Below are 21,620 nucleotides of genomic sequence, written 5' to 3'. Positions count from 1 at the left end.
CAGAACAAGCTCTTCATCGTGCCGAGCCCCTACACGACCGAAGCGGGTATGGGCTTGCAGTTCCATCACGTCCCCGACGGCGTCTTCGATTCCGGCGGTACGTCAGTTAATGCGGTAGAGGCCCGCACCGTCGCCGAAGCGGTGATCTGGCACGCAAAGACCAGTCCCGGGCAATCGTTGGGCGTCGCGACCTTCTCGGTGTCCCAGCGGCGGGCAATCCAGGACGAGCTCGAGTTCCTCCGGCGCCTCAACCCAGACACGGAGGAGTTCTTCCACGCTCATCCTTCGGAACCGTTCTTCGTCAAGAACCTCGAGAACGTGCAGGGCGACGAGCGCGACGTCATCATGATCTCGGTCGGCTACGCCAAGAACGCGCAAGGGTACATGGCCATGCGATTTGGTCCCCTCGGGGCACAGGGCGGCGAGCGGCGACTGAACGTCCTCATCAGCCGCGCGAAGCGGCGGTGCGAGGTGTATGCGTCGATCACCGACGAGGACATCGACCTCGAGCGGGGTAAGGGTGCCGGTATCCTCGCCTTCAAGCTCTTCCTTCATTACGCCCGCACGGGGCGGCTTTCGATCGCGCAGGCAAGCGGGCGCGACATGGACAGCGTTTTCGAGGAGCAGGTGGCGTCCGCGCTTCAGGCGAAGGGCTACCAGGTCCATCCGCAGGTCGGCATCGCCGGGTTCTTCATCGACCTCGCCGTGTCGGATCCCGAGCGCCCGGGACGCTACCTCATCGGCATCGAGTGCGATGGCGCATCCTACCATTCCTCACGCTCCGCCCGCGACCGTGATCGCCTGCGCCAAGCGGTGCTCGAGGATCACGGCTGGATCATCCACCGCATCTGGAGCACCGACTGGTTCCAGCGGCCACAGGAGCAACTCGAGCGCACCGTCGCCGCCATCGAAACGGCGAAGGCGGAGCTCGACGATCGGATGGAGCGGGGTCTTGCCGCCCATCGCGCGGTGCCCATTGAGATTGTCACGGTCGACCGAGGCGAGGTCACCGAGGTCGGGCTCGGCGACGCCGTTCCCGAGGACGGTGCGGCCACGGCCGCTTATATCGAGGCTACCCTGACCCGCCCGGGACCATACGAGTTGCACGAGACGCCGGTCGGCAGGATGGCGGATCTCGTGACGCAGGTTGTCCAAGTCGAGTCGCCCGTCCATATCGATGAAGTCGTCGCCCGCATCCGCGACGCGTTTGGCCTCCAGCGAGCCGGCGCACGCATCCAAGCCGCTGTCGAGCAAGGCATCGAAAGGGCCATCGCCCACCGCGGGATCGTGCGAGAGGAAGATTTCCTCTCTCTCGCGAACGCCGAGGCAATCGTTCGGGATCGGCGCAACGCGCTGTCATCCAGCCTGCGGAAGCCCGAGACCTTGCCGTCCGCTGAGCTCAGAACGGGGATACTGCGCATCGTCACCGACAACTTAGGCGCGACGGACGACGAGGTGGCGGGGACGCTATCGCGTCAGCTCGGCTTCAAGGCCACGAGTGCCCAACTCCGTGCTGTCATCGCCTCCGCCGTCGAGGCCCTGTTGGAAGAGGAGCGGTTGCAGCGTCAAGACCGGATGCTCGTTCCTTCACCCGCTCTCGCCGGCGATGGCGCGACGGCCAAGGAAACGGCGCAGGTTTCGCTTTAAGGACGGGCACGAAAGCACGCTGTGGCGCGTTTCGGTTGAGTGCAGGAGTAAGCATGCCTGGTTTTCCGAGACGCGTCGCCCGTGTGTGTTTTTTCGCGATCCGTTTTCCTCCTGAATCGAGTGCCGTTCATGTCACGCCAGCACAGTGCGCCCATCCTCATCGCGGCCTCATCCCCGGTTGCTCTCGCCCCCCTAAACTTCGGAAGCGGTGCGGGGGCAGTCAGTGAGGCGGACATCCAAGGCCTCGTTCACGATTTTCCGGGATCGCTTCCCGTTGCCGAGATCGACCCGATGTTCGCGGGCGCGGTCTCCATTTGCCGAGAGTTGATGACTCCTGCGGGCGCGATCGACAACCTGTTGGTTACCCCGTCCGGGTTGCCGATCCTCGTCGAGTGCAAACTCTGGCGAAATCCGGAAGGACGTCGCGAGGTCGTCGGACAGATCCTTGACTATGCCAAGGAGCTCAGCCGCTGGACGTCTGCTGATCTCCAGCGTGAGGTGGGACGTCGGCTTGGCAGAGAGGGCAACGCCGTTCTTGACCTCGTGCGGTCGGCAGACGCGTCCGTCGACGAGATCGAGTTCAACGACGCCCTTTCCCTAAACCTACGCCGCGGGCGGTTCCTCCTCCTCATCGTCGGCGATGGGATCCGCGAGGGGGTCGAGGCCATCGCCGAATACCTACAACGCCACGCGGGCCTCCATTTCTCGCTCGGTCTCGTGGAGATGCCCGTCTATGTAATGCCGAACGGCGACAAGTTGGTCGTTCCGCGCGTGCTCGTCCGGACGGCGATTGTGACGCGCAATGTCGTTGCGGTACCCGACGGTCACGTCGTACAGGACGACGCCTCGGACGGGGAAAGCCACGAGGTCGATCCCGACCGCCAAGCCCTCGGTGATATCCAGCAGGCGTTTTGGAAGGAGTTCCTCCCCGTCCTTCGTATTCGTGATCCAGAACAGCCGATCCCACGTGCCCCGAGGCAGGGATACCTGAATGTCATGATGCCCGCGCCCGGTGGAAGCAGTTGGCTGACGGTCTACCGTGACATGCGGAAGAACGAGGTCGGGCTGTTCCTGTCAGCGACCCGCAACAGCGCGGGGGAATACGCTTCCGACAGATTGGTCGAGGATTTCGCTGCCGTGGGTCCGCAACTCGGTGGAGCCGCCGAAGTGACCAAGGATAGGTACGGCAGAAACCGCATTGGAGAGCATGCATCCTTCGGACCACTCTCTGACCCGGACAGCAAGGCACGCGCGTTCAGTTGGCTTGCCGAACGCGTAGACAGCTATGTCACCGTCCTGCGCCCCCTGATCAGGTCGGCGGTGGCAGACTATGCAGAAACCTATGGAACGGGGGCGACCTGAGTGTCCGGTTTCGCTCGTTCCCGACGGAGGCGGTGATGACGGTCGGCTTATGGCTAAGACAGTTCACGCTTTGAAACGCTCGCAAGCCGTCAGCCGCTGGACAATCGCCTCCGAGTGCCCGCCGTAGACATCTTCGCGCAGGAACAAGTCCTCGTCGTCGAAGGCGTCCTCGTCGACCTCCTTCCACCAGCACTTGGGGCGACCGTCCGAACCGTCCGCCCAGCGGTAGCCGCGCGCCTTCAGGACATCCTTCGTGTGGAAGGGCGAGGCGACCGCATGGACGCGCAGCCTCGCGCGCCCGGCTGATACCAGCAACTGCGCGAAGGGGGCAACGGCACCGTTGACCCGCGACGGGCCCGCTAGGACCTCGAGCAGCGCGTGGCAGTCGTCGACGGCACGGTGGCCGTTGTGGAAGAGCCCGACTTGCCCGACGAGGTAGCCGAGCTTGGTTCCCTCGAACCCGAGTGACGTCCAGTCGATCTCGGACAACGAGCATGCCCACGGTTTCACATCGAAGCCGCGCGCGAGCTTTTCGCAGAACGGACGGTCGAAGCGCGCGTTGTGGGCGATTATCAAGTCCGCGGGCTCAATGAAGCGCTCCACAACCTCGAGGTCGATGACCTGTTCGCGGACCATCTCGTCCGTGATTCCGGTGATCCGGGTGATCTCGGCGGTGATGGGCTGGCTCGGTTGGCGCAAGCCAGAGAACACGCCGACGACGTCACGGATTCCTTCGTCGTCGTAGGTGAAGGCCACCATACCGAGTTCGATGACTTCGTGCGTCGCGTGGTCCAGTCCGGTCGTTTCAGTATCGAGGAAGACGCCGAGCTTCAGGCCGTTCGGCCACGGGCACGGCATCGGCTCGACGGGTCGCCGTACAAGTTGCCGAAGGACACGGTAGCGGCCGGTCTCTTCAAGGCGGCTGGCCATCTCCTCGTCTGCGGGGAAGGCGGCCACGTGGGGACGGCGAGTGGAGGGGTAGGGCAGGGGCGCGGCGCCTGAGTCGTCGTTCGCTGCGGTCTCCGCGAACAGGTCGGCCTGCCTCCCTGCCGCCTCCAGAGGAAGCTGTACCATCAGGACACCCCGGTGGGCAACGGCGAGGAGGGTCGGCCGAGATTGGGAGACAGGCGGTCTGAAACCATGGTGGGGCACCATCATCGAGTGAGACCGGGTAGCGCAATAGTGCGCCACGGGACTATCCCCACAATTCGCTCGCGGTGGCCGGGAAGAAGCCGCCGATCGAATCCAGCGCGTCGATCGTCGGCCGTTTCTAACGTCCAACGCCCGAGAGCTTGCCTTGTGGCATCCGCTCCCAGACGTGCAGTTCCACATCGTTTCCTGCTTCTGCGGCACGATCGGCGTTTTCTATTGCATAGTCGGGTAGCGCCCTTTTGGGTGCCGACATGAACTGTGACAACAGGTAGACGAGTTCACGATCGGTCCGCGTCGGTTCAATCACATCCCCGCGACCGCCCGTTTCGCTTGAATGCACGGGCGATTGTTCGCACATTGGGGAATGGCAGAAGTGGGGAGCAGCACCGACACCGAGCGTGGCTCAAGCCCGGCATCGCGCGGCGCGGCAGGTGCCTATAAAGAGGGCGAACTCGGGGCGCTGTATCTACTCGCGCTCCTGACCGGCAATCGGGCGCCGGGGATGCCGGCCGCGCGCGTCACGAGCATGCGCTTCCAGGGCGTCGAGCAAGGGTTCCAGCTTGACGACCTCATCATCAAGGGCGTCGGGGCCAGCGGTGATGTGCTCCTCGAAATTCAGTCGAAGCGCGATATCCAGTTCTCGCCGAAGGACGCGGTCTACAAGGATGTCGCACTGCAGATCGCCAGCAGCACGATCCGTGACTTGCCGGCGGAGCGCCATCTGTTTGGGATCGCCACACAGCGGACCAGCCGCAAGATCTCGGGTGCCTATCAGGACGTCCTGGGCTGGGCGCGCAGCGCGGTTACAGCGGGCGAGTTCTTCAGCCGTCTGAGGGCCAGGGGCGTGGCGAACGATGACATGCGCGCGTTCGTCGCGACGACGCGCGCGCATTTTGTCGTGGGCGGCATCGCCGATGAGGATGAGGCGATCTGGCGGCTGCTGCGCCGGATGCTGATCCTCGAATTCGATTTCGAGGCGAGCGCGCCGATCGCTCGGACCTATGGCCTAGCCCTCGCGCGGATAGCGCTGGCGGACGAGCAGGTCGCGGGCGCCGAGGCACTGTGGAGCCGCCTCGTCGATCTCTCGATCCAGACCGGCACGCGGGGCGGCGAGATCGATACCGCTGCACTCAAGACCAACCTCGCCGAAGCCGATTACAAGCTTGCCGGCGAACGCGAATACGGCCCGGCCCGCGCGCGGCTCGCCGAGCTCGCGCAGAACACGCTCTCGCCTATCGGGACGAGCGTCGCGGGCGTGACGCTGCCGCGGCTGGCGGCGGTCGCGGCGCTCGACGATGCGGCCGAGACGCAACGCTTTATCGTCGTGCGCGGCGATACCGGCGTCGGCAAATCCTGGGTGCTGCGCCACTATTCCGAGCGCGTCGCCGCGCGTGCCCCGATCATCGTCCTCGACCGTGAGGCGACGCCGCCGGGCGGCTGGCTGTATTTGGCGAACGCGCTCGGCATTCCCGGATCGGCGGACGCCTTCCTTACCGATCTGGCGACGAGCGGCGGCGCGTACCTCTTCATCGACGGCATCGACATGGTCGACGATGCGGGGCGCCAGCGCACGATCAGCGAGCTGCTGCGGGCCGCCTGCGCCATTCCCGGCTTCACGGTGATCGCGACCGCGCGGAGGACCGACGCCAGCGACGCCATTCCATGGCTCGACGACCGGATCTCGACCGCGCTGGGAGGGATGCACTCGGTCGAGGTCGGGGCGTTGTCGGACGAGGAAGTCGCGATCCTGGTCGATCAGGCGCCCGAGCTGCGGATGCTGCTCGATGCCAGCCATCCCGCAGCGCACCTCGCACGCAACCTCTACCGTTTGTCGCGACTGCTCCGCGAACCGAGTGCCGCGTCGGTGCGGACTGAGGCAGGGCTCGCGCAACTTTGGTGGATCAGTGCCGATGGCGCGTCCGCGGCCGAAGTGCGGGCAGCGCAGCGAATCCTCGAGGTGCTGGCGATTGCCTCGCTCAAGGGCGACGCCGGATTCGATCTCGCCGAGGATTCGCCCGCGCGAGACCATCTGCTCGGTGCCCAGTCGCTCCACGAGGTCCGGCGCGACCGGCTCGATTTCTATCACGACGTGCTGCGCGACTGGGCGATCGGAAATTACCTCGCCGAAGACCCGTCCCGTCTGGCTGGGTTCGACCTGGGTGGACCCGTTTCGCCGCGCGTCGCCCGCGGTATCGAGATTGCCGCGCGGCTCGTGCTTGAGACCGGCAAGGATGCGAGCGCTTGGCTCCACCTTCTCGCGCATCTGTCGCCTCCGAGCGCGCACGGTTCGTGGCGCCGACAAGCGGTCCTCGCGCTGGTCAGGTCTGAAGTCGCGATCGATCTGCTCGAGAAGTCGAGCGCCTCGCTCCTTACCGAGGGCGGCGCACTGTTGACCGAACTGTCAACGACGATCGTCGCGGTCGAGACGCAGGCGGCGGCCGACATCATCACCTTGCCTGATGGATCGAAGGTCGACCTGCCGCGCTCGTACCGGACCGACGTGACGGGATCGTCGGTCCTGGTGCTGCGCTGGGTGCTTGACCACGCCGCCGAGGTGCCGATGTCGGCAATCGGGGCGGTGGTGGAGCTGGTCGAGATTCAGACTTTCTTCCTCAAGATGCTCTCCTCGCTCGCCGAGCGAACGGCCCGGCTGCTGTTCGACTGGCTGTGCCAGCTCGATCTGCGCGACACGCCAGTCACGATTCCCGGGATGGAGGGTCGCGCGCGCCGGGCGAGCGACGCGCGGCGGCAGACGATCGACAAGCTCAGGCTGATGGCGATGCTGCTCGGGTCGTTCGCGCCCGATGCGCTCAAGGCCTATCTCACCGCGATCACGGGTGAGGGCGATCATCACAAGATGGAGGAGCTGCGCCAGTTCTCGAGCGTGATCGCTCCGGTCGCGCCGGTCGAACTGGCGGCGATGGTCCAGGCGAGCTTGATCGAGAAGAAACACGGGCGGCGTCGGCGGGACCGCGTGATGGAGGACGCCTTCAGCTTTGCCGACAGCGATTATCTGCCGCCATCGCCCGCGCAGCCGCCGTTTCTCGACCTGCTGAACGCGGCGCCGGCCGAAGGACTGGCGCTGATCCGGGGGCTGGTCGAGGAGGCGATCGCCTTTCACACCGACGGGCGCGAGCCTGGCGAAGACGGCATCACGGCCGACTTTGGCGAGGGGCCGCGCTTCTTCCCCTGGGGCTGGACCTATGGCTGGTCGCGGGGTCGCGGCAACGAATATGCGGCCGCTTCCGGGTTGCTCGCGCTCGAGGCGTGGAGCCAGCAGCGGCTCGATGGCGGCGACCCGGTCGAGGCTGTGCTCGCCGACATATTGGGCCCCGAGGGCAGCGCGGCTGCCTATGTTCTCATCGCGATCGACGTGCTGCTTTCGCACGGTAGTGTCGCGCGCCTAGCGCTTGCGCCGTTCCTCGCGAGCCCGCAGCTCCTTGCCGACGATCGCAACCGGCAGATCCATGACCAGATAGAGTCGGGGCGGGACATGCTGGGACTGAAGGAAGAGCCGAAAGGTGCGGTTCGCATGGCCGATCTGAGAGCACGACCCTCGCGCAACTATTCGCTGATCGACACCCTGCAGAACTTTCTGGCCGACGAGCCGGTCGGCAATGCGTTGCGGACAGCGCTCGCGGCGGCGGTCGAGAAGCTCGAGCCCTATGCCGCGCACGCGACGTTGAGCGACACTGAGTTCGCCGGCCGCTATGCGCTCAACGTCCTCACCCGGACGAATTGGTTGGAGCGGGAGGACGGCAATCTCGAATACCGGTCGCCGCCGGACGAGGCCGCGCATTTCGCGGCGCTCGAAGCCAAGCGCGATGTGTCGGTCCAGGTGAGCGAAATCGAAGCGCGCATTTCAATGGTGGTCGACGGCGGAAAGTATGCGACGGCCGACACCGCGCGCGACGCAGTCGCCTATGCCGAGGGCGGCGTGCCCGATGGCCGCGATACCGACTCGCTCCAGTCGCGCGCGACGCGGCTGATCACGACGGCGCTGCTCGTCGCGCGCGACGGCGACGACGCGCTGCTGGCAGCACACGAAGCCTGGGTGCGGGACGTGATCGGGATCGCGCTCGAGGAGGAACCCAATCGCGGCGGCGGCTCGCGCGATATGCTGCGCTACAACCGCCCGGCGATCGCGATCCTCGCGCTGATCCATCTCTGGGCGCGGCTGGGGAGATCCGCCGATCGGGATGCGCTGGTCGCGCTCGCGACACGCCAAGATCGGGCGGCAGCCCCCGCGGTAGCGGCGGCTGTCCCACACATCCTGGAGATCGAGCCACGTCTCTTCAAGGCGATGATGCGGGCGGCCTTTGCCGGCATGACGTGGCGCTGGCAGAGCCACGAACCGGAAGACGAGGCGCCGCAGGCAGCGTTCGAAGCGGAGCGTGCGGCCCTGACCGATGCGGCAGTGACCGCCGAACTGGCCTGGCTTGATGGCGGCGCAGAACCGAACTGGCCCGCTTGGCCCGAGAAGCAACCGAATCTGCACAGGGCCAACCGGATGCGGGTGCCGGGATCAGTCACGGCCAAAGAGTTCGATGCCGACGACGCGCTGGAGACGGCAATCGACGCTTCGCCGGCAATCCTTCGCACCGATCATCGGGCGGCGGCCCAATGGCTGGCGATAATCCAGTCGGCACCTGCGGGAGCGATCGGTTGGCGGCAGGAGATCGTCTCGGCCTATGCTGACTGGACGGGGCGAATGAACGGGTTGGGCTATGCGGCCGATGCCGAGATCAACCGCGAGCCGAACGACTGGAATCTGCAATATTACGCGTTCTATGCCGAGCGGCTGCTCGACGGAGACGATGCGGCGTTCGCGGCCGATCTGCCGTTCGTGACCGACCTACCGGACGCGCGGTTCGGCGAGGTCGCGCAGACAGTGCAGCATGCCGCTGACGTGCTCTATTTCAACCACAGCAGTCGTGCGCCGGCGCGGCCGGTGGCGCTGCGCGAAAAGCTTGTCGCGCGCCTGATGACACTCAACCGGTGGCAGAGCGCTCGCGACCCGGCCGAAGCTCGGATCGATCTGGAGAGCGTTGGCGTCATCGCGAAGTTGCTGTTCAACACCTATGAGATGATCAACGGGACGCACAGCTATCTGCCGCCGGCCTTGTTCGACCGGGTCGACCCGTTCCTGCCGGTGCTCCGCCCGATGTTGCCCTGGGGTCAAACGGTGTTCGTAGCTCGCTGCACGATGAACCTGCTGCAGGTTGCGCCGCGCTCGCGCCATGTCGGTTTCCTGCTGGACGCGGTCGAAGCCTGGTTCGGCCGCACGACGTCACCTGAGCTGTGGATCGCGGCGGGCGTCGGCCGCCAGGTCGTGCAATGGTTTGAGGCGTGTGTTGTCGGAGACCCGGAATTGCTCGCGCCAACGCATCTGGCGCGCGCGCGGATCGATCGGGCGCTGGGCCAATTGGTGGCGGTTGGTGTCGCCGAGGCGCATGATCTGGAGCGGCGCGTCACAGCGGCGGCCGAAGCCCCGTCCGTCGCACGCCGGACTGAGGCTCGGGGCGGGATGCTCCCGCATAGGGGTAGGTCGTGATGACAACGCTGGCGCGCTCGTAGAGCTTGCTCAGAAGATGGAAGAGCAGCGCGCCGCCGGAGGCACTTAACGGCAGCTATCAATCACGTCCAGGATCATGAGGTTGAGACGGGCAAGGGTCTCGGACAGTTAGCCGGCCTTGCCCTTGGCCTTCTCCGGTTCGAGCGTGTTGACAGGTTCGATGGTCGAGAAGAACCGGACTTCCCAACGGTGATGCTTGAGTGCTCACCCCGCGGCGGCGGGGTGAGCGGGCTTCATGCGATCACGAGCGAACCTTTGCAACGCGGAGCGAGATCCGGTGACGCGTCAGGCCAACCCAGTCCAGAGGCCTCTGTCGAGGCCTCCGAAAACTGCGGCACACCTAGCGTGCCACGATGGGGTCATTTCAGTGCCCTGAGGCAAACCAGCGTGCCGCTGAGATTAGGTCAGCTCAGCGGAACATAGCTCCGAGTAACCATGAGCCTGCTGTCATACACGTTGAACTCTGGTTGGAAGGCCGAGCGTGGAGCTTGCTCTTTAGCGACTTCTTTGACGAGGTCATCCATCTCGCCGGATAAGGTCCGCAACGCGCGCAGCTTGCTTTCGTCATCGAAGATTTTCCGTGACCCATCCGGGACTGAGAGGGTCCGCGCGTAGGCCAAGTCGGTCGCCAGATGGTCTAGGTGTCTCTGGGTCTCGGCAAGCACTCCCAGCTCGTATCCCGCCGAGACACGCAGGTTTGCGATGTCCGCATGGTACATGGCGGAGGCAATGTCGAAGCTGGACAGTGGTATCTTCGTGCCTTCCTCGACGGCGTCGCTCTTCACGTTCTTGCAGAGACGGATGGCCCGTTTGAGGCATAGTGCAGCGAACAGATCGCGCTCGGTGATCAGCTTTATGTGGCGGAACGGCATGTTCTTGACCGTCGACGAAGCGGCCCTGTCGAAGATGCTGACACCGCGATCATGCTCTGCGTATGTTCGCTGATAGTCGACCGTATCGTGCCAATGGGAAGGCACGACGTCGACAGGCCGGGCCAGTGAACCTCCGAAGATCTTGACCGCCTTGCTCCCCGCGGTGTCGACCGTCGTAGCAGGGAACTTATCCGTGAGGATTCGTTCGATGTGGACCCGCAGCGTACGGAGCGCCTCCGCCGGGGTGTAGCTGATCGGCGAACGGTAACCGTTCTGTCGAGCGGCTGGCCCGGTGATGTCGTATGTGATGAACGCGATGTCGAGCGAGAGCAGGTCCACGTCGCTGACGCCGCGGATGTGGATGTTGCAGGGAACGGACCCTTGCAGTCTGAAGTCCACCAAGCGGCCAACAGCTTCGAGCCCAGTCTTGAGCTGCCCTTTTACCCGCTCTGCTGTAGTCAAGCTCACGCGGGTCGATTCTTCGCCAACCTCCTGCATCGCACCCAAAGCATACCGCGTATAGGGCCTGTTAGGCGCCCGCTTCTGGTACGCCTCGGTGGACATGCTGCGCCGGATGATCTCACTTTGCTGGTCGAGCGTAACCCGACCAAGCCTGTCGAGTCCCAGTCGGCGCTTGTTCAGCGAATCCAGGCGGCGGTCGATGTTGCGGGCCATTACCTGTTCTCCTTGCTGATCTCAATCGTGCCGAAGGTGTAGCGGCCCTGACCGTTGAAGTAGCTGCCCTCCGCGGTCTTCAGGTTGGGCGCGAAGATGACCTCCGCGAATCCGCGGTGAGCCTTCATGTCCGTTTGGTCGATGTTGGGTTCGTTGACGTAGCTGTAGAGGAGACGGAAACCGTCGATATCGTCGTGCGTAAGGGCAGCGGACACGCTGTTTGACCCGGATTTCCGGGTCTTGACCCTGACCCTGACCCGGTCCCAGCTCTGCACGATCGTCATCGTCCCGTGCCATGAAGCCCCATAGGTACCGTCCGGTTTCACGGCTTGGCCGCGACACGTCCACGTTCCCGCCAGGTTAGGGACCTTCAGTACCCCCGCCAGGATCGGAAGGCGCCACACGTGCTTGTCGAAAAGCCAGTAGAGGACGAGGTAGACGACGCCGGCACCGAACGCCGACATGACAGTCGGAGGCAGATGCTGCGGTCCGCCAAAGGATCGAGCCACGTCGAGAAGCGTCAGCACCGTGAACACGGCAAGCGACGAAATGGAGGCGGCCGCTATCCCGATGTAACGGCCGACGGTCGATCGGTTTGTCCCTCCTAGGACAGCGTACTCGTGTCCCTGCGCCATACCACTCCTTGGACTTCTTTTGTTCCCGTTTGCATCCCTGCGCGCCGGGCGGCGCGCAGGGCCTTGTTTTCTGAAGTCCGCCTCAGGTGAGGCGGACCGTTGAGCGCTTCGAGTGCGAACCCGGCCATCCTTTGGGTGCGCCAACACTTAGTGGTGCGCAAATACTAGGTGCTAATTCCTAGTCGCTCCACGGTGATTGCAATTTTGCTTCCGTTTCCACAACTTTGGTAATTCCGACAATGGTCTTTGGATCGGATCAGCTGCAGCCGCTGGTCGAGCCGCAGGTGTCGCATTTCAGGCAGGTGCCGTTGCGGACCATCGAGTAGTTGCCGCATTCGGTGCAGCTGTCGCCGGTGTAGCCCTTCATCATGGCGATGGAGCGCCGTTCGGCGGTCGACGGTGCCGCCGCCACATTGGCGGTGTCTTTCGCGCTCGCCTCATAGGCCAGCGGCTGATCGAACAGGCCCTGGGCCGGCGTCGTGTCCGACGTCGGGGCCGGATCGGCAAGCGGCGCCTGCTCGTAATCGCGCTTGAAGGCGGCCGCCGGCGTGCCGAGCGCCGTCGGCGACAAAGCCGTGGCCGTGGCGGCAGCCGTTGCCGGACGAGCGGTCACGCGGGCAGGGGATCCGCCGGCGGTGTTGGCCGCCGTCCGCGCGGCCGTCGTCACCGGCTTGGTGCCGGCCGGGGCGTTCGCCGCATTGCCCTGGGGCTCGGCCGAGGAGATCAGCCGGAACTTCGACGTCTGCCCGCGGACCATGCCGTGGGAGACCGGCAGTGGCTGCGGCTTGTCGCCCTCGACACCGCGACCGAGGGTCGAGGCGCCGAAATCTTCCGGCTGGACATGGGCGAGATCGTGCCGGTCCAGATAGGAGACCGCCAACTCGCGGAAGACGTAGTCGAGGATCGACGTGGCGTTCTTGATCGCCTCGTTGCCCTGGACCATGCCCGCCGGCTCGAAGCGGGTGAAGGTGAAGGCCTCGACATATTCGTCCAGCGGCACGCCGAACTGCAGGCCCAGCGAGATGGCGATGGCGAAATTGTTCATCATCGCCCGGAAGGCCGCGCCCTCCTTGTGCATGTCGATGAAGATCTCGCCGATGCGGCCGTCATCGAACTCGCCGGTGCGCAGATACACCTTGTGGCCGCCGACAATGGCCTTCTGGGTGTAGCCCTTGCGCCGGTTCGGCAGCTTCTCGCGGTCGCGCACGACCTTCTCGACGATCCGCTCGACGATGCGCTCGGCGACTTCCGCGGCCTGGGCCGGCTTGGTCGCGGAGGCGAGCGCCGCGGTCGCCATCTCGACGGCGTCCTCGTCCTCGTCGTCCTCGTCGGCGATCAGCGAGGCGTTGAGCGGCTGCGACAGCTTGGAGCCGTCGCGATAGAGGGCGTTGGCCTTCAGGGCCAGCTTCCACGACAGCATGTAGGCCGCGTTGCAATCCTCGACCGTCGCCTCGTTCGGCATGTTGATGGTCTTGGAGATGGCTCCCGAGATGAAGGGCTGCGCCGCCGCCATCATGCGGATGTGGGATTCCACCGACAGGTAGCGCTTGCCGATGCGTCCACAGGGGGTCGCGCAGTCGAACACAGCCAGGTGCTCGGGCTTGAGGTGCGGCGCGCCCTCGAGCGTCATGGCGCCGCAGACATGGACGTTGGCCGCGTCGATGTCCTTCTTCGAGAAGCCGAGGAAGGGCAGGAGCTCGAAGGCGAAGTCGGCGAGCTGCTCGTCGGAGACGCCCAGCGTCTCCTTCATGAACGCCTCGCCGAGGGTCCATTTGTTGAAGACGAACTTGATGTCGAAGGCCGAGCCGAGCGCGGCGTTGAGCGCGGCGATGTGCTCGTCGGTGAAGCCCTTGGCCTTAAGCGAGCCCGGATTGATCGCCGGCGCCTGGTTCAGATTGCCGTGGCCGACCGCATAGGCCTCCATCTCGGCGATCTGGGCTTCGGTGTAGCCGAGCGAACGCAGCGCCTCCGGCGCGGCGCGGTTGATGATCTTGAAGTAGCCGCCGCCGGCGAGCTTCTTGAACTTCACCAGCGCGAAGTCGGGCTCGATGCCGGTGGTGTCGCAGTCCATGACGAGGCCGATCGTGCCGGTGGGCGCGATCACCGAGACCTGGGCGTTGCGGTAGCCGTTCTTCTTGCCGAGCTCGACGGCATCGGTCCAGGCGGTCTTGGCCCGGGCCGACAGGCGCTTGTCGGGCAGCGAAGCATGGTCGAGCGGGACCGGGTCGACCGACAGGCCCTCATAGCCATTGGCGATGCCATGGGCGGCGCGGCCATGATTGCGCATGACGCGCAGCATGTGCTCGGAATTGCGCTCGTAGTCCGGGAAGGCGCCCAGATGCCCGGCCATCTCGGCCGAGGTCTTGTAGGCGACGCCGGTCATCAGCGCCGCGATGGCGCCGCAGATCGCCCGACCCTCGTCGGAATCATAGGGGATGCCTGCGGTCATCAGCAGGCCGCCGATATTGGCGAAGCCGAGGCCCAGCGTGCGGTAGTCGTAGGACAGCCGCGCGATCTCCTTGGACGGGAACTGCGCCATCATCACCGAGATCTCGAGGACGACGGTCCACAGGCGGGTGGCATGCTCGAAGGCGTCGGTGTCGAAGCGCTTGATGCCCTCCGGGCCGTCGAGGCCTTCCTCGCGGAACTGGATAAGGTTCAGCGACGCCAGGTTACAGGCCGTGTCGTCGAGGAACATGTACTCCGAGCACGGATTGGAAGCGCGGATCGGGCCAGCCGCCGGGCAGGTGTGCCAGTCGTTCATGGTGGTGTTGTAGTGCAGGCCGGGATCGGCCGAGGCCCAGGCGGCGTAGCCGATCTGGTCCCAGAGCTCGCGCGCCTTCAGGGTCTTGGCGACCTTGCCGTCGGTGCGACGGATCAGGTCCCAGGTGCCGTCCTCCTCTACCGCGCGCAGGAAGTCGTCCTTCAGCGAGACCGAATTGTTGGAGTTCTGGCCGGAGACGGTGAGATAGGCTTCAGAGTCCCAGTCGGTGTCGTAGACCGGGAATTCGATGTCGGTGTAGCCCTGCCGCGCGAACTGGATGACGCGCTTGACGTAGTTCTCCGGAACCTGGGCGCGCTTGGCGTCCTTGACCGCGCGCTTGAGCGCCGGGTTCTTCATCGGCTCGAAGCAGTCGCCGTCCGGGCCCTCGCAGTTCACGCAGGCCGACAGGATCGCCTTGAGGTGCTTCGACACGGTCTTGGAGCCGGTGACGAGCGCGGCGACCTTCTCCTCCTCGCGGACCTTCCACGAGATGTAGTTCTCGATATCGGGATGGTCGATGTCGACGACCACCATCTTGGCGGCGCGGCGGGTGGTGCCGCCCGACTTGATGGCGCCCGCGGCGCGGTCGCCGATCTTCAGGAAGCTCATCAGGCCCGACGACTTGCCGCCGCCGGCCAGGGTTTCGCCTTCGCCGCGCAGATAGGAGAAGTTGGAGCCGGTGCCGGAGCCGTATTTGAACAGGCGCGCCTCGCGGACCCACAGATCCATGATGCCGCCGTCATTGACCAGATCGTCGGCGACGGACTGGATGAAGCAGGCATGCGGCTGCGGATGCTCGTAGGACGAGGTCGAGCGGGTCAGTTCGCCGGTGCGGTAGTCGACGTAGTAGTGGCCCTGGCCGGGACCGTCGATGCCGTAGGCCCAGTGCAGGCCGGTGTTGAACCACTGCGGCGAGTTCGGCGCGACCTTCTGGGTGGCGAGCATGTAGGCGAGCTCGTCCTTGAAGGCGGCGGCGTCCTCTTCCGAGGCGAAATAGCCGCCCTTCCAGCCCCAGTAGGTCCAGGTGCCGGCGAGCCGGTCGAAGACCTGCCGGGCGTCCATCTCCGAGCCGGTGCGCTCGGCCTCGGGCAGCTTGGCCAGCGCCTCCTCGTCGGCGACCGAGCGCCAGAGGAAGGAGGGAACGTCGTTCTCCTCGACCTTCTTCAGCGCCTTCGGCACGCCCGCCTTGCGGAAATATTTCTGCGCCAGGATGTCGCTGGCGACCTGGCTGAACTGGGCCGGCACGTCGATTCCGGCGAGGCGGAAGACCACCGAACCGTCGGGGTTCTTGATCTCGCTCGTCGCCTTGCGGAACTCGACCGAATGGTAGGCGCTCTCGCCAGCCTTCGTGTACCGGCGTTCGATCTTCATGCCCATGACGGTCCTCGTCTATTCCGTGTTTGCCGCAACGAATCGCGCCAGCGGGCGAGGGAAACCCCTTCGCGCGGCGCGTTGTCCTCGAAAAATCGCCGCCGGGCGCATGTGGTATGGGTCCCGACTGGCGACACTAGATATAGTATATTCGGGGTGGTTAAGCGACTCTGAATCGGGCGTTTGCGACCGGAGGCGGCAGCTTATCCACCTATTCCCGACGGGCCTGTGGACAGCGGTTAACGCCTCGGTGCCACGCGGCCGGTTCTCCCCTGCCGGGCCGACGTTCCGGCCCGCGCCGGATCGCCCAGGACAGGGCCTGCCGCTTCGCGGCCAACCTCGCAGGGGGAGGCTGGCGAGCGCAAGTGTGGACAGCGGTTGAAAGCGGGGACAAGTCCGCGAAGGCGCCGGAGCCCGGCTGTTTCGTCGGACGCTTGAAGTCGCACCGGTGCGGTCCGGCAACGGTGCGAAGGCGGCGGAGGACGCCCGCACCGGAACTGCCGGGCGCGGCGGCCGAATCGGTGTCCGGCTACGAAGATGGGCGCCCGGACGCGTCTCGGTCTTCAGTCGTACAGCGAGACGGGCCGGCGAGGGGGCTCTACAACCGGGTGGCGGATGTCAGCCGAGGGTGCTCTTGCTGATCGGCGCCTGGAAGGTCAGGCCGAGATCCCAGGGGAAGAAGATCCAGGTGTCCTGCGACACCTCGGTGATGAAAGTGTCGACCAACGGCCGGCCCTTCGGCTTGGCGTAGACCGTGGCAAAATGCGCCTTGGGCAGCATGGTGCGCACCAGGCCGGCGGTCTTGCCGGTATCGGTCAGGTCGTCGACGATCAGGATGCCGTCGCCCTCGTCCTTCAGGAGTTCCGGCGAGATCTCCTTGAGAACCCTGAGCTCTCCCTGCTCGCTGTACTCATGGTAGGACGCGATGCAGACCGTCTCGATCAGGCGCGTGCCGATCTCGCGGGCGATGATGGCCGCCGGAACGAGGCCGCCACGGGTGATGCAGACAATGGCGCGCCAGTCGTCGCGCTGGCTCGCCAGCCGCCAGGCCAGCGCCCGTGCATCGCGGTGAAACTGGTCCCAGGAGACGGGGAAGGATTTCTCGACCGTGGACATGACGCGCTTCCGGGCTGCTGGAGGGAGCGGTTGCGATAGATCGAATCATCCCGCCGATGCAAGCCGCGTTGCCCGCGGACGCGTCACGGATGCCTGTTTCCACGCATAAAACCGCCGAGGGCCGCAGCACTGCGGCAAAACGGACACGTTGCCACCGTCGGATCGGAAGGAGATCAGCTGGTCCGGCAGCCTCGATCCTACCCCTCGGAACGCGCCCGGCCGAGATCCTCGAGCATCGCGGTCACGGCGGCTGCGGCGCTCTTCAGCGCCGCATCGTCACGCGATCGCACGACGATCTCGGTGGAATAGCGGTCACCGTCGAATTTCGGATAGGAGCCGATCGTCACGGCCGGATGGGCCTTGGACAGGCTGCGCAGCGGATCGCCGATGTCGCCTTCGCCGTACGGGCAGGGGATGGCGAGACTGGCGATGGCCTGGCCGGCCGGCAGCGTCGACAGGACATTGCTCAGCATGGCCTGGAAGATCTGCGGGACACCGGCCATGACGAAGACATTGTCGATGCGAAAGCCCGGGGCCTTCGACACCGGATTGTCGATGAGCGTCGCGCCCTCAGGGGTGCGGGTCATGCGGCGGCGCGCGTCGGTGAACTCGAGGCCGCGGCCGGCATAATAGTCCGCCAGGAGTTCGACCGCCTCGGGATGCTCGCCGATGGGCAGCCCGAAGGCGGCGGCCACCGCGTCGGCGGTCAGGTCGTCATGGGTGGGGCCGATCCCGCCGGAGGTGAAGACGTAGTCGTAGCTGCGCCTGAGGGTATTGAGCGTGTCCGCGATGAAATGCGGCTCGTCGCCGATGATGCGGACTTCCTTGAGATCGATGCCGGCGAGCGTCAGGAATTCGGCCAGATGGCCGATATTCTTGTCCTTGGTGCGCCCCGACAGGAGTTCGTCGCCGATGGCGAGCATCGCGGCAGTCGCGGCGGGTTGGGCACTCATGGCGAAGCTCCGGCACTGCGCTGGGACCACGGCACGGACTGCGTCCGCGACCCTCCACAGCTCGATCGATTCTCAGCGGCACCACCCGTTCCGGACGGCGCTGCAGCTCCGCTAATGAGAGCGTTCGGCGGCGCAAGGCAAGGCCCGGCGCAAAATGGCAAGACGCCCGCTTCGCGTCTGCGGGGTGACGGTGCGTTGCAACATTACCTCCTCTCGGATGCCGGCAAGCCGACTAGGTAAGGCCCCGAGCCCATGCGGCTTCCAGACTCCACGACATATCCTGAAAGGAAGCGAACCGATGGCGAAAGTCCTCGTACTCTACTACTCCAGCTACGGACATATCGAGGCGATGGCAAAGGCCGTGGCCGAGGGCGCGACCAGCGCCGGCGCCACGGTAGACATCAAGCGCGTCCCCGAGACGGCCCCGCAGGACGTGGTGGCGGCGGCACATTTCAAGACGGATTACGCCCATCCGGAATGCGACCCGATGGATCTGCCGAACTACGACGCCATCATCGTCGGCGTGCCGACCCGCTTCGGCAACATGGCCTCGCAGATGCAGGCGTTCTGGGATCGCACCGGCCCGCTGTGGGCAAAGGGCGCGCTCGTCGGCAAGGTCGGCGGTGCCTTCACCTCGTCCGCGTCCCAGCATGGCGGCAACGAGACGACGCTGATCTCGGTGATCAAGACGCTGCTGCATCACGGGCTGATGGCCGTCGGTCTGCCCTACGCCTTCGCCGGACAGATGGACATGGACGAGATCGTCGGCGGCACGCCCTATGGCGCGTCCACCATGGCCAGGGGTGACGGTTCGCGCATGCCGAGCCAGATCGAGCTCGACGGCGCCCGTTTCCAGGGTCGGCACATCGCCGAGATTGCCGCGAAGGTCGCGGCCTGAACCAGGCCGGATTTTTGGGGACGGCGAGGGACACGAGCTGCCCCTCGAGGGTGGTCGTCCGATATGGCTCGGGCGACCGCTACGCCGATAGACGGCGCAAGGACATGATGACGCTTGCCTGCGTCATGCTTGCGGGCTGATTGCCCCCGCAGGATCGCAGCCAAACGTGCCGAAACGCGCGCGTCTCAGTTGTTCGGCGTCTCCTGAAGCGAGCCGTTGCCTTCGAAATTGAGCGCATCGAGCAGGCGCGTCAGGGCCGCATTCTGCTTCTTCAACCGGACGAGGAAACCCTGCGCTTCGTGAGCATCGGTACTGGCGCTGTCGACACTCTCCACTCGGGCAATGCGCGCGGATCGGGTGGTGTCTCCGAAACGGCTGGAGTGCTCCGTCATGCGTCGGTCTCCCATGCTCGTGTGGTCCGGCTTCTGGCCCGCCGGTTACGCAACGTTACTCATTTCCGCCGCAATTCGCGATGGCTTTTTGTTTCAGTGTGACATTCGGTCCACGAATCTTGACACGGATACCCCGTTTGGTTGAGGTCGCGGCGGCGCGGGCGTGGCGGAATGGTAGACGCAAGGGACTTAAAATCCCTCGGGCTTCGTCCTGTGCGGGTTCGAGTCCCGCCGCCCGCACCAGCAGACAGAACGACTTAGTGCCGGTTCTTGCTGCAATTCGCGAACGATGGCTCCATAAGCGAGCCATCAGTGGCACTGATCACCACAATGTGTGACCGCCGATCACGGACTGGCAGCGGCGGCCGGGCTCTCTCCACGGGGACATTCCATGACCGATCTACCCACCAGTGTGCCCCCGTTCGAGGCCGTGGCGCCGCAACTCGTCGATGTTGCGATGGGGCGGGCTCCCGCTGATCTGGTCGTGCGCAACGCGCGCTGGGTCAATGTCCATTCCGGCGAGATCATCCCGCAGACTGACGTGGCCATCGCCGCGGGGCGCTTTGCCTATTGCGGGCCCGATGCCGGCTACATGATCGGGCCGGATACCGAGGTGGTGGACGCTGCCGGGCGCTTCATCATGCCGGGGCTTTGCGACGCGCACATGCATGTCGAGAGCGGCATGGTGACGGTTACCGAGTTCTGCCGCGCGGTGATTCCGCACGGCACGACCTCGATGTTCATCGACCCGCACGAGATCGCCAATGTGCTGGGCCTGCCGGGCGTCCGGCTGATGCATGACGAGGCGCTGGCCCAGCCGGTCAATGTCTGGGTGCAGATGCCGTCCTGCGTACCGTCGGCGCCGGGGCTCGAGGAAGGCGGCGCGATCCTCGGCCCGCAGGATGTCGCCGAGGCGATGGGCTGGCCGGCGATCATCGGCCTGGGCGAGGTGATGAACTTTCCCGGCGTGGCAGCCAACGACCCGACGATGGTCGGCGAGATCGCGGCAACCCGGAAGGCCGGACGCACGGTCGGCGGGCATTATGCCTCGCCCGATCTCGGCCGCGCCTTCCACGCCTATGTCGCCGGTGGTCCCGAGGACGACCACGAGGGCACCCGCATGGAGGATGCCGCCGCGCGGGTGCGCCAGGGCATGAAGGCGATGCTGCGGCTGGGCTCGGCCTGGTACGACGTCGCCGAACAGGTGCGGGCGATCACCGAGATGGGGCTCGATTCGCGGCACTTCATCCTGTGCACCGACGACTGCCATTCCGGCACGCTGGTCCGCGAGGGCCACATGGACCGCGTCGTGCGGCATGCCATCTCGCGCGGACTGAAGCCGATGACCGCGATCCAGATGGCGACGATCAACACCGCCGAGCATTTCAAGCTGGAGCGCGAGATCGGCTCGGTCACGCCGGGGCGCCGCGCGGACTTCCTGATCGTCTCGGATCTGAGCGATCTGACCATCGACGCCGTCTATGGCCGTGGCGTGCGGCTGGCATCCGGCGGCAAGCTGGAAGCCGACATGCCGGCCCATGCCTATCCGGACAGCGCCATCGATTCGGTGAAGCTCGGCCGGGCGCTGACGGCGGACGATTTCCGCGTCGCCGCGCCGAAGGGCGCGGGCGCGACGGTCGAGGCGCGGGTCATCGGGGTGGTCGAGAACCAGGCGCCGACCCGGGCGCTGACCGCAAAGGTGCCGGTGCAGGGCGGCATCGCCATGCCCGACCCGGACAACGACGTCTGCCGCATCGCGCTGGTCGAGCGGCACCGGGCGAGCGGCGACGTGGTCAACGGCTTCGTGTCCGGCTTCGGCTACACGGGGCGCTGCGCCATGGCCTCCACCGTCGCCCATGACAGCCACCACATGATCGTCGTCGGCACTTCCGAGGACGACATGGCGCTGGCCGCCAACCGGCTGGGCGAGGTCGGCGGCGGCGTGGTCTTCTTCGCCGATGGCAAGGAGCAGGCGCTGGTCGAGATGCCGATCGCCGGCCTGATGTCGAGCGAACGGGCGGAGATCGTCGCGGAAAAGGCCGACCGGCTGATCGCGGCGATGTGCGCGGCCGGCTGCACGCTCAACAACGCCTATATGCAGCATTCCCTGCTGGCGCTTGTGGTCATTCCGAGCCTGCGCATCTCCGACAAAGGCATCGTCGACGTGGAGCGCTTCGAACTGGTCGATCTCTTCGTCTAACGCCCTGG

At 65.6% G+C, this 21,620-nt stretch carries 12 protein-coding genes, 1 tRNA gene and 1 pseudogene; 6 read left to right on the top strand and 8 right to left on the bottom strand.

The annotated features are described in order from the left end of the window. Together N7I30_RS16855 and N7I30_RS16850 are read left to right on the top strand one after the other, a co-directional pair. The coding region (locus N7I30_RS16855; protein WP_498640306.1) for a DUF3320 domain-containing protein at nucleotides 1-1,647 on the top strand (1,647 nt) is incomplete at its 5' end. A gap of 129 nt (nucleotides 1,648-1,776) precedes the next feature. Continuing rightward, on the top strand, nucleotides 1,777-3,009 hold the full coding sequence (locus N7I30_RS16850; protein WP_498640304.1) for a hypothetical protein: 1,233 nt from the start codon (nucleotides 1,777-1,779) through the stop codon (nucleotides 3,007-3,009). 63 nt (nucleotides 3,010-3,072) lie between these two features. Here N7I30_RS16850 and N7I30_RS16845 read toward each other — a convergent pair whose 3' ends face one another. Further along, nucleotides 3,073-4,083: a 3'-5' exonuclease gene (locus N7I30_RS16845; RefSeq protein ID WP_498640302.1), complete on the bottom strand. Its 1,011-nt coding sequence runs from the start codon at nucleotides 4,081-4,083 to the stop codon at nucleotides 3,073-3,075. A 442-nt stretch (nucleotides 4,084-4,525) separates the two neighbouring features. Between N7I30_RS16845 and N7I30_RS16840 the strand changes: the two genes are divergently transcribed. Continuing rightward, nucleotides 4,526-9,715: a hypothetical protein gene (locus N7I30_RS16840; protein WP_498640300.1), complete on the top strand. Its 5,190-nt coding sequence runs from the start codon at nucleotides 4,526-4,528 to the stop codon at nucleotides 9,713-9,715. Here the strand turns inward: N7I30_RS16840 and N7I30_RS16835 are convergent. From N7I30_RS16835 to N7I30_RS16810, 6 genes and pseudogenes are all read right to left on the bottom strand, one after another. Then, nucleotides 9,708-9,940 (bottom strand): annotated as a pseudogene (locus N7I30_RS16835) (ATP-binding protein); the annotation flags it as partial. The gene N7I30_RS16840 and the pseudogene N7I30_RS16835 sit on opposite strands and share 8 nt — an antisense overlap. Nucleotides 9,941-10,140: 200 nt before the next feature. Then, nucleotides 10,141-11,283 carry a nucleotidyltransferase family protein gene (locus N7I30_RS16830; RefSeq protein ID WP_498640298.1) on the bottom strand — a complete coding sequence of 381 codons (1,143 nt, stop codon included), beginning with the start codon at nucleotides 11,281-11,283 and terminating at the stop codon, nucleotides 10,141-10,143. Continuing rightward, nucleotides 11,283-11,918: a Cap15 family cyclic dinucleotide receptor domain-containing protein gene (locus tag N7I30_RS16825; protein ID WP_498640296.1), complete on the bottom strand. Its 636-nt coding sequence runs from the start codon at nucleotides 11,916-11,918 to the stop codon at nucleotides 11,283-11,285. Before N7I30_RS16825 ends, N7I30_RS16830 begins: the two co-directional genes overlap by 1 nt. A 256-nt stretch (nucleotides 11,919-12,174) precedes the next feature. After that, nucleotides 12,175-16,053: a vitamin B12-dependent ribonucleotide reductase gene (locus N7I30_RS16820; protein ID WP_024351782.1), complete on the bottom strand. Its 3,879-nt coding sequence runs from the start codon at nucleotides 16,051-16,053 to the stop codon at nucleotides 12,175-12,177. A gap of 618 nt (nucleotides 16,054-16,671) precedes the next feature. Next, nucleotides 16,672-17,169, bottom strand: coding sequence for a xanthine phosphoribosyltransferase (gpt, locus tag N7I30_RS16815; RefSeq protein ID WP_009209626.1), 498 nt, complete (start codon nucleotides 17,167-17,169; stop codon nucleotides 16,672-16,674). A 197-nt stretch (nucleotides 17,170-17,366) separates the two neighbouring features. Further along, on the bottom strand, nucleotides 17,367-18,122 hold the full coding sequence (locus tag N7I30_RS16810; RefSeq protein ID WP_188077930.1) for a competence/damage-inducible protein A: 756 nt from the start codon (nucleotides 18,120-18,122) through the stop codon (nucleotides 17,367-17,369). A 298-nt stretch (nucleotides 18,123-18,420) separates the two neighbouring features. Between N7I30_RS16810 and wrbA the strand changes: the two genes are divergently transcribed. Next, nucleotides 18,421-19,020, top strand: coding sequence for an NAD(P)H:quinone oxidoreductase (wrbA, locus tag N7I30_RS16805; RefSeq protein ID WP_498640293.1), 600 nt, complete (start codon nucleotides 18,421-18,423; stop codon nucleotides 19,018-19,020). Between the two features lie 185 nt (nucleotides 19,021-19,205). Here wrbA and N7I30_RS16800 read toward each other — a convergent pair whose 3' ends face one another. After that, the gene (locus tag N7I30_RS16800; protein WP_188077932.1) at nucleotides 19,206-19,412 is read right to left on the bottom strand and encodes a hypothetical protein; all 207 of its coding nucleotides are present in this window, start codon (nucleotides 19,410-19,412) and stop codon (nucleotides 19,206-19,208) included. Nucleotides 19,413-19,569: 157 nt separating this feature from the next. Here N7I30_RS16800 and N7I30_RS16795 point away from each other — a divergent pair. Further along, nucleotides 19,570-19,655 (top strand) — tRNA-Leu (locus N7I30_RS16795). Between the two features lie 148 nt (nucleotides 19,656-19,803). Then, complete coding sequence (ade, locus tag N7I30_RS16790; RefSeq protein ID WP_498640291.1) at nucleotides 19,804-21,612, top strand: adenine deaminase; 1,809 nt, start codon at nucleotides 19,804-19,806, stop codon at nucleotides 21,610-21,612. The last annotated feature ends 8 nt before the right edge of the window (nucleotides 21,613-21,620 follow it).

The sequence above is a fragment of the Aurantimonas litoralis genome (assembly GCF_026153195.1).
Taxonomy (GTDB): Bacteria; Pseudomonadota; Alphaproteobacteria; order Rhizobiales; family Rhizobiaceae; genus Aurantimonas; species Aurantimonas coralicida.
This window is presented reverse-complemented; position numbering and strand designations above follow the sequence as displayed.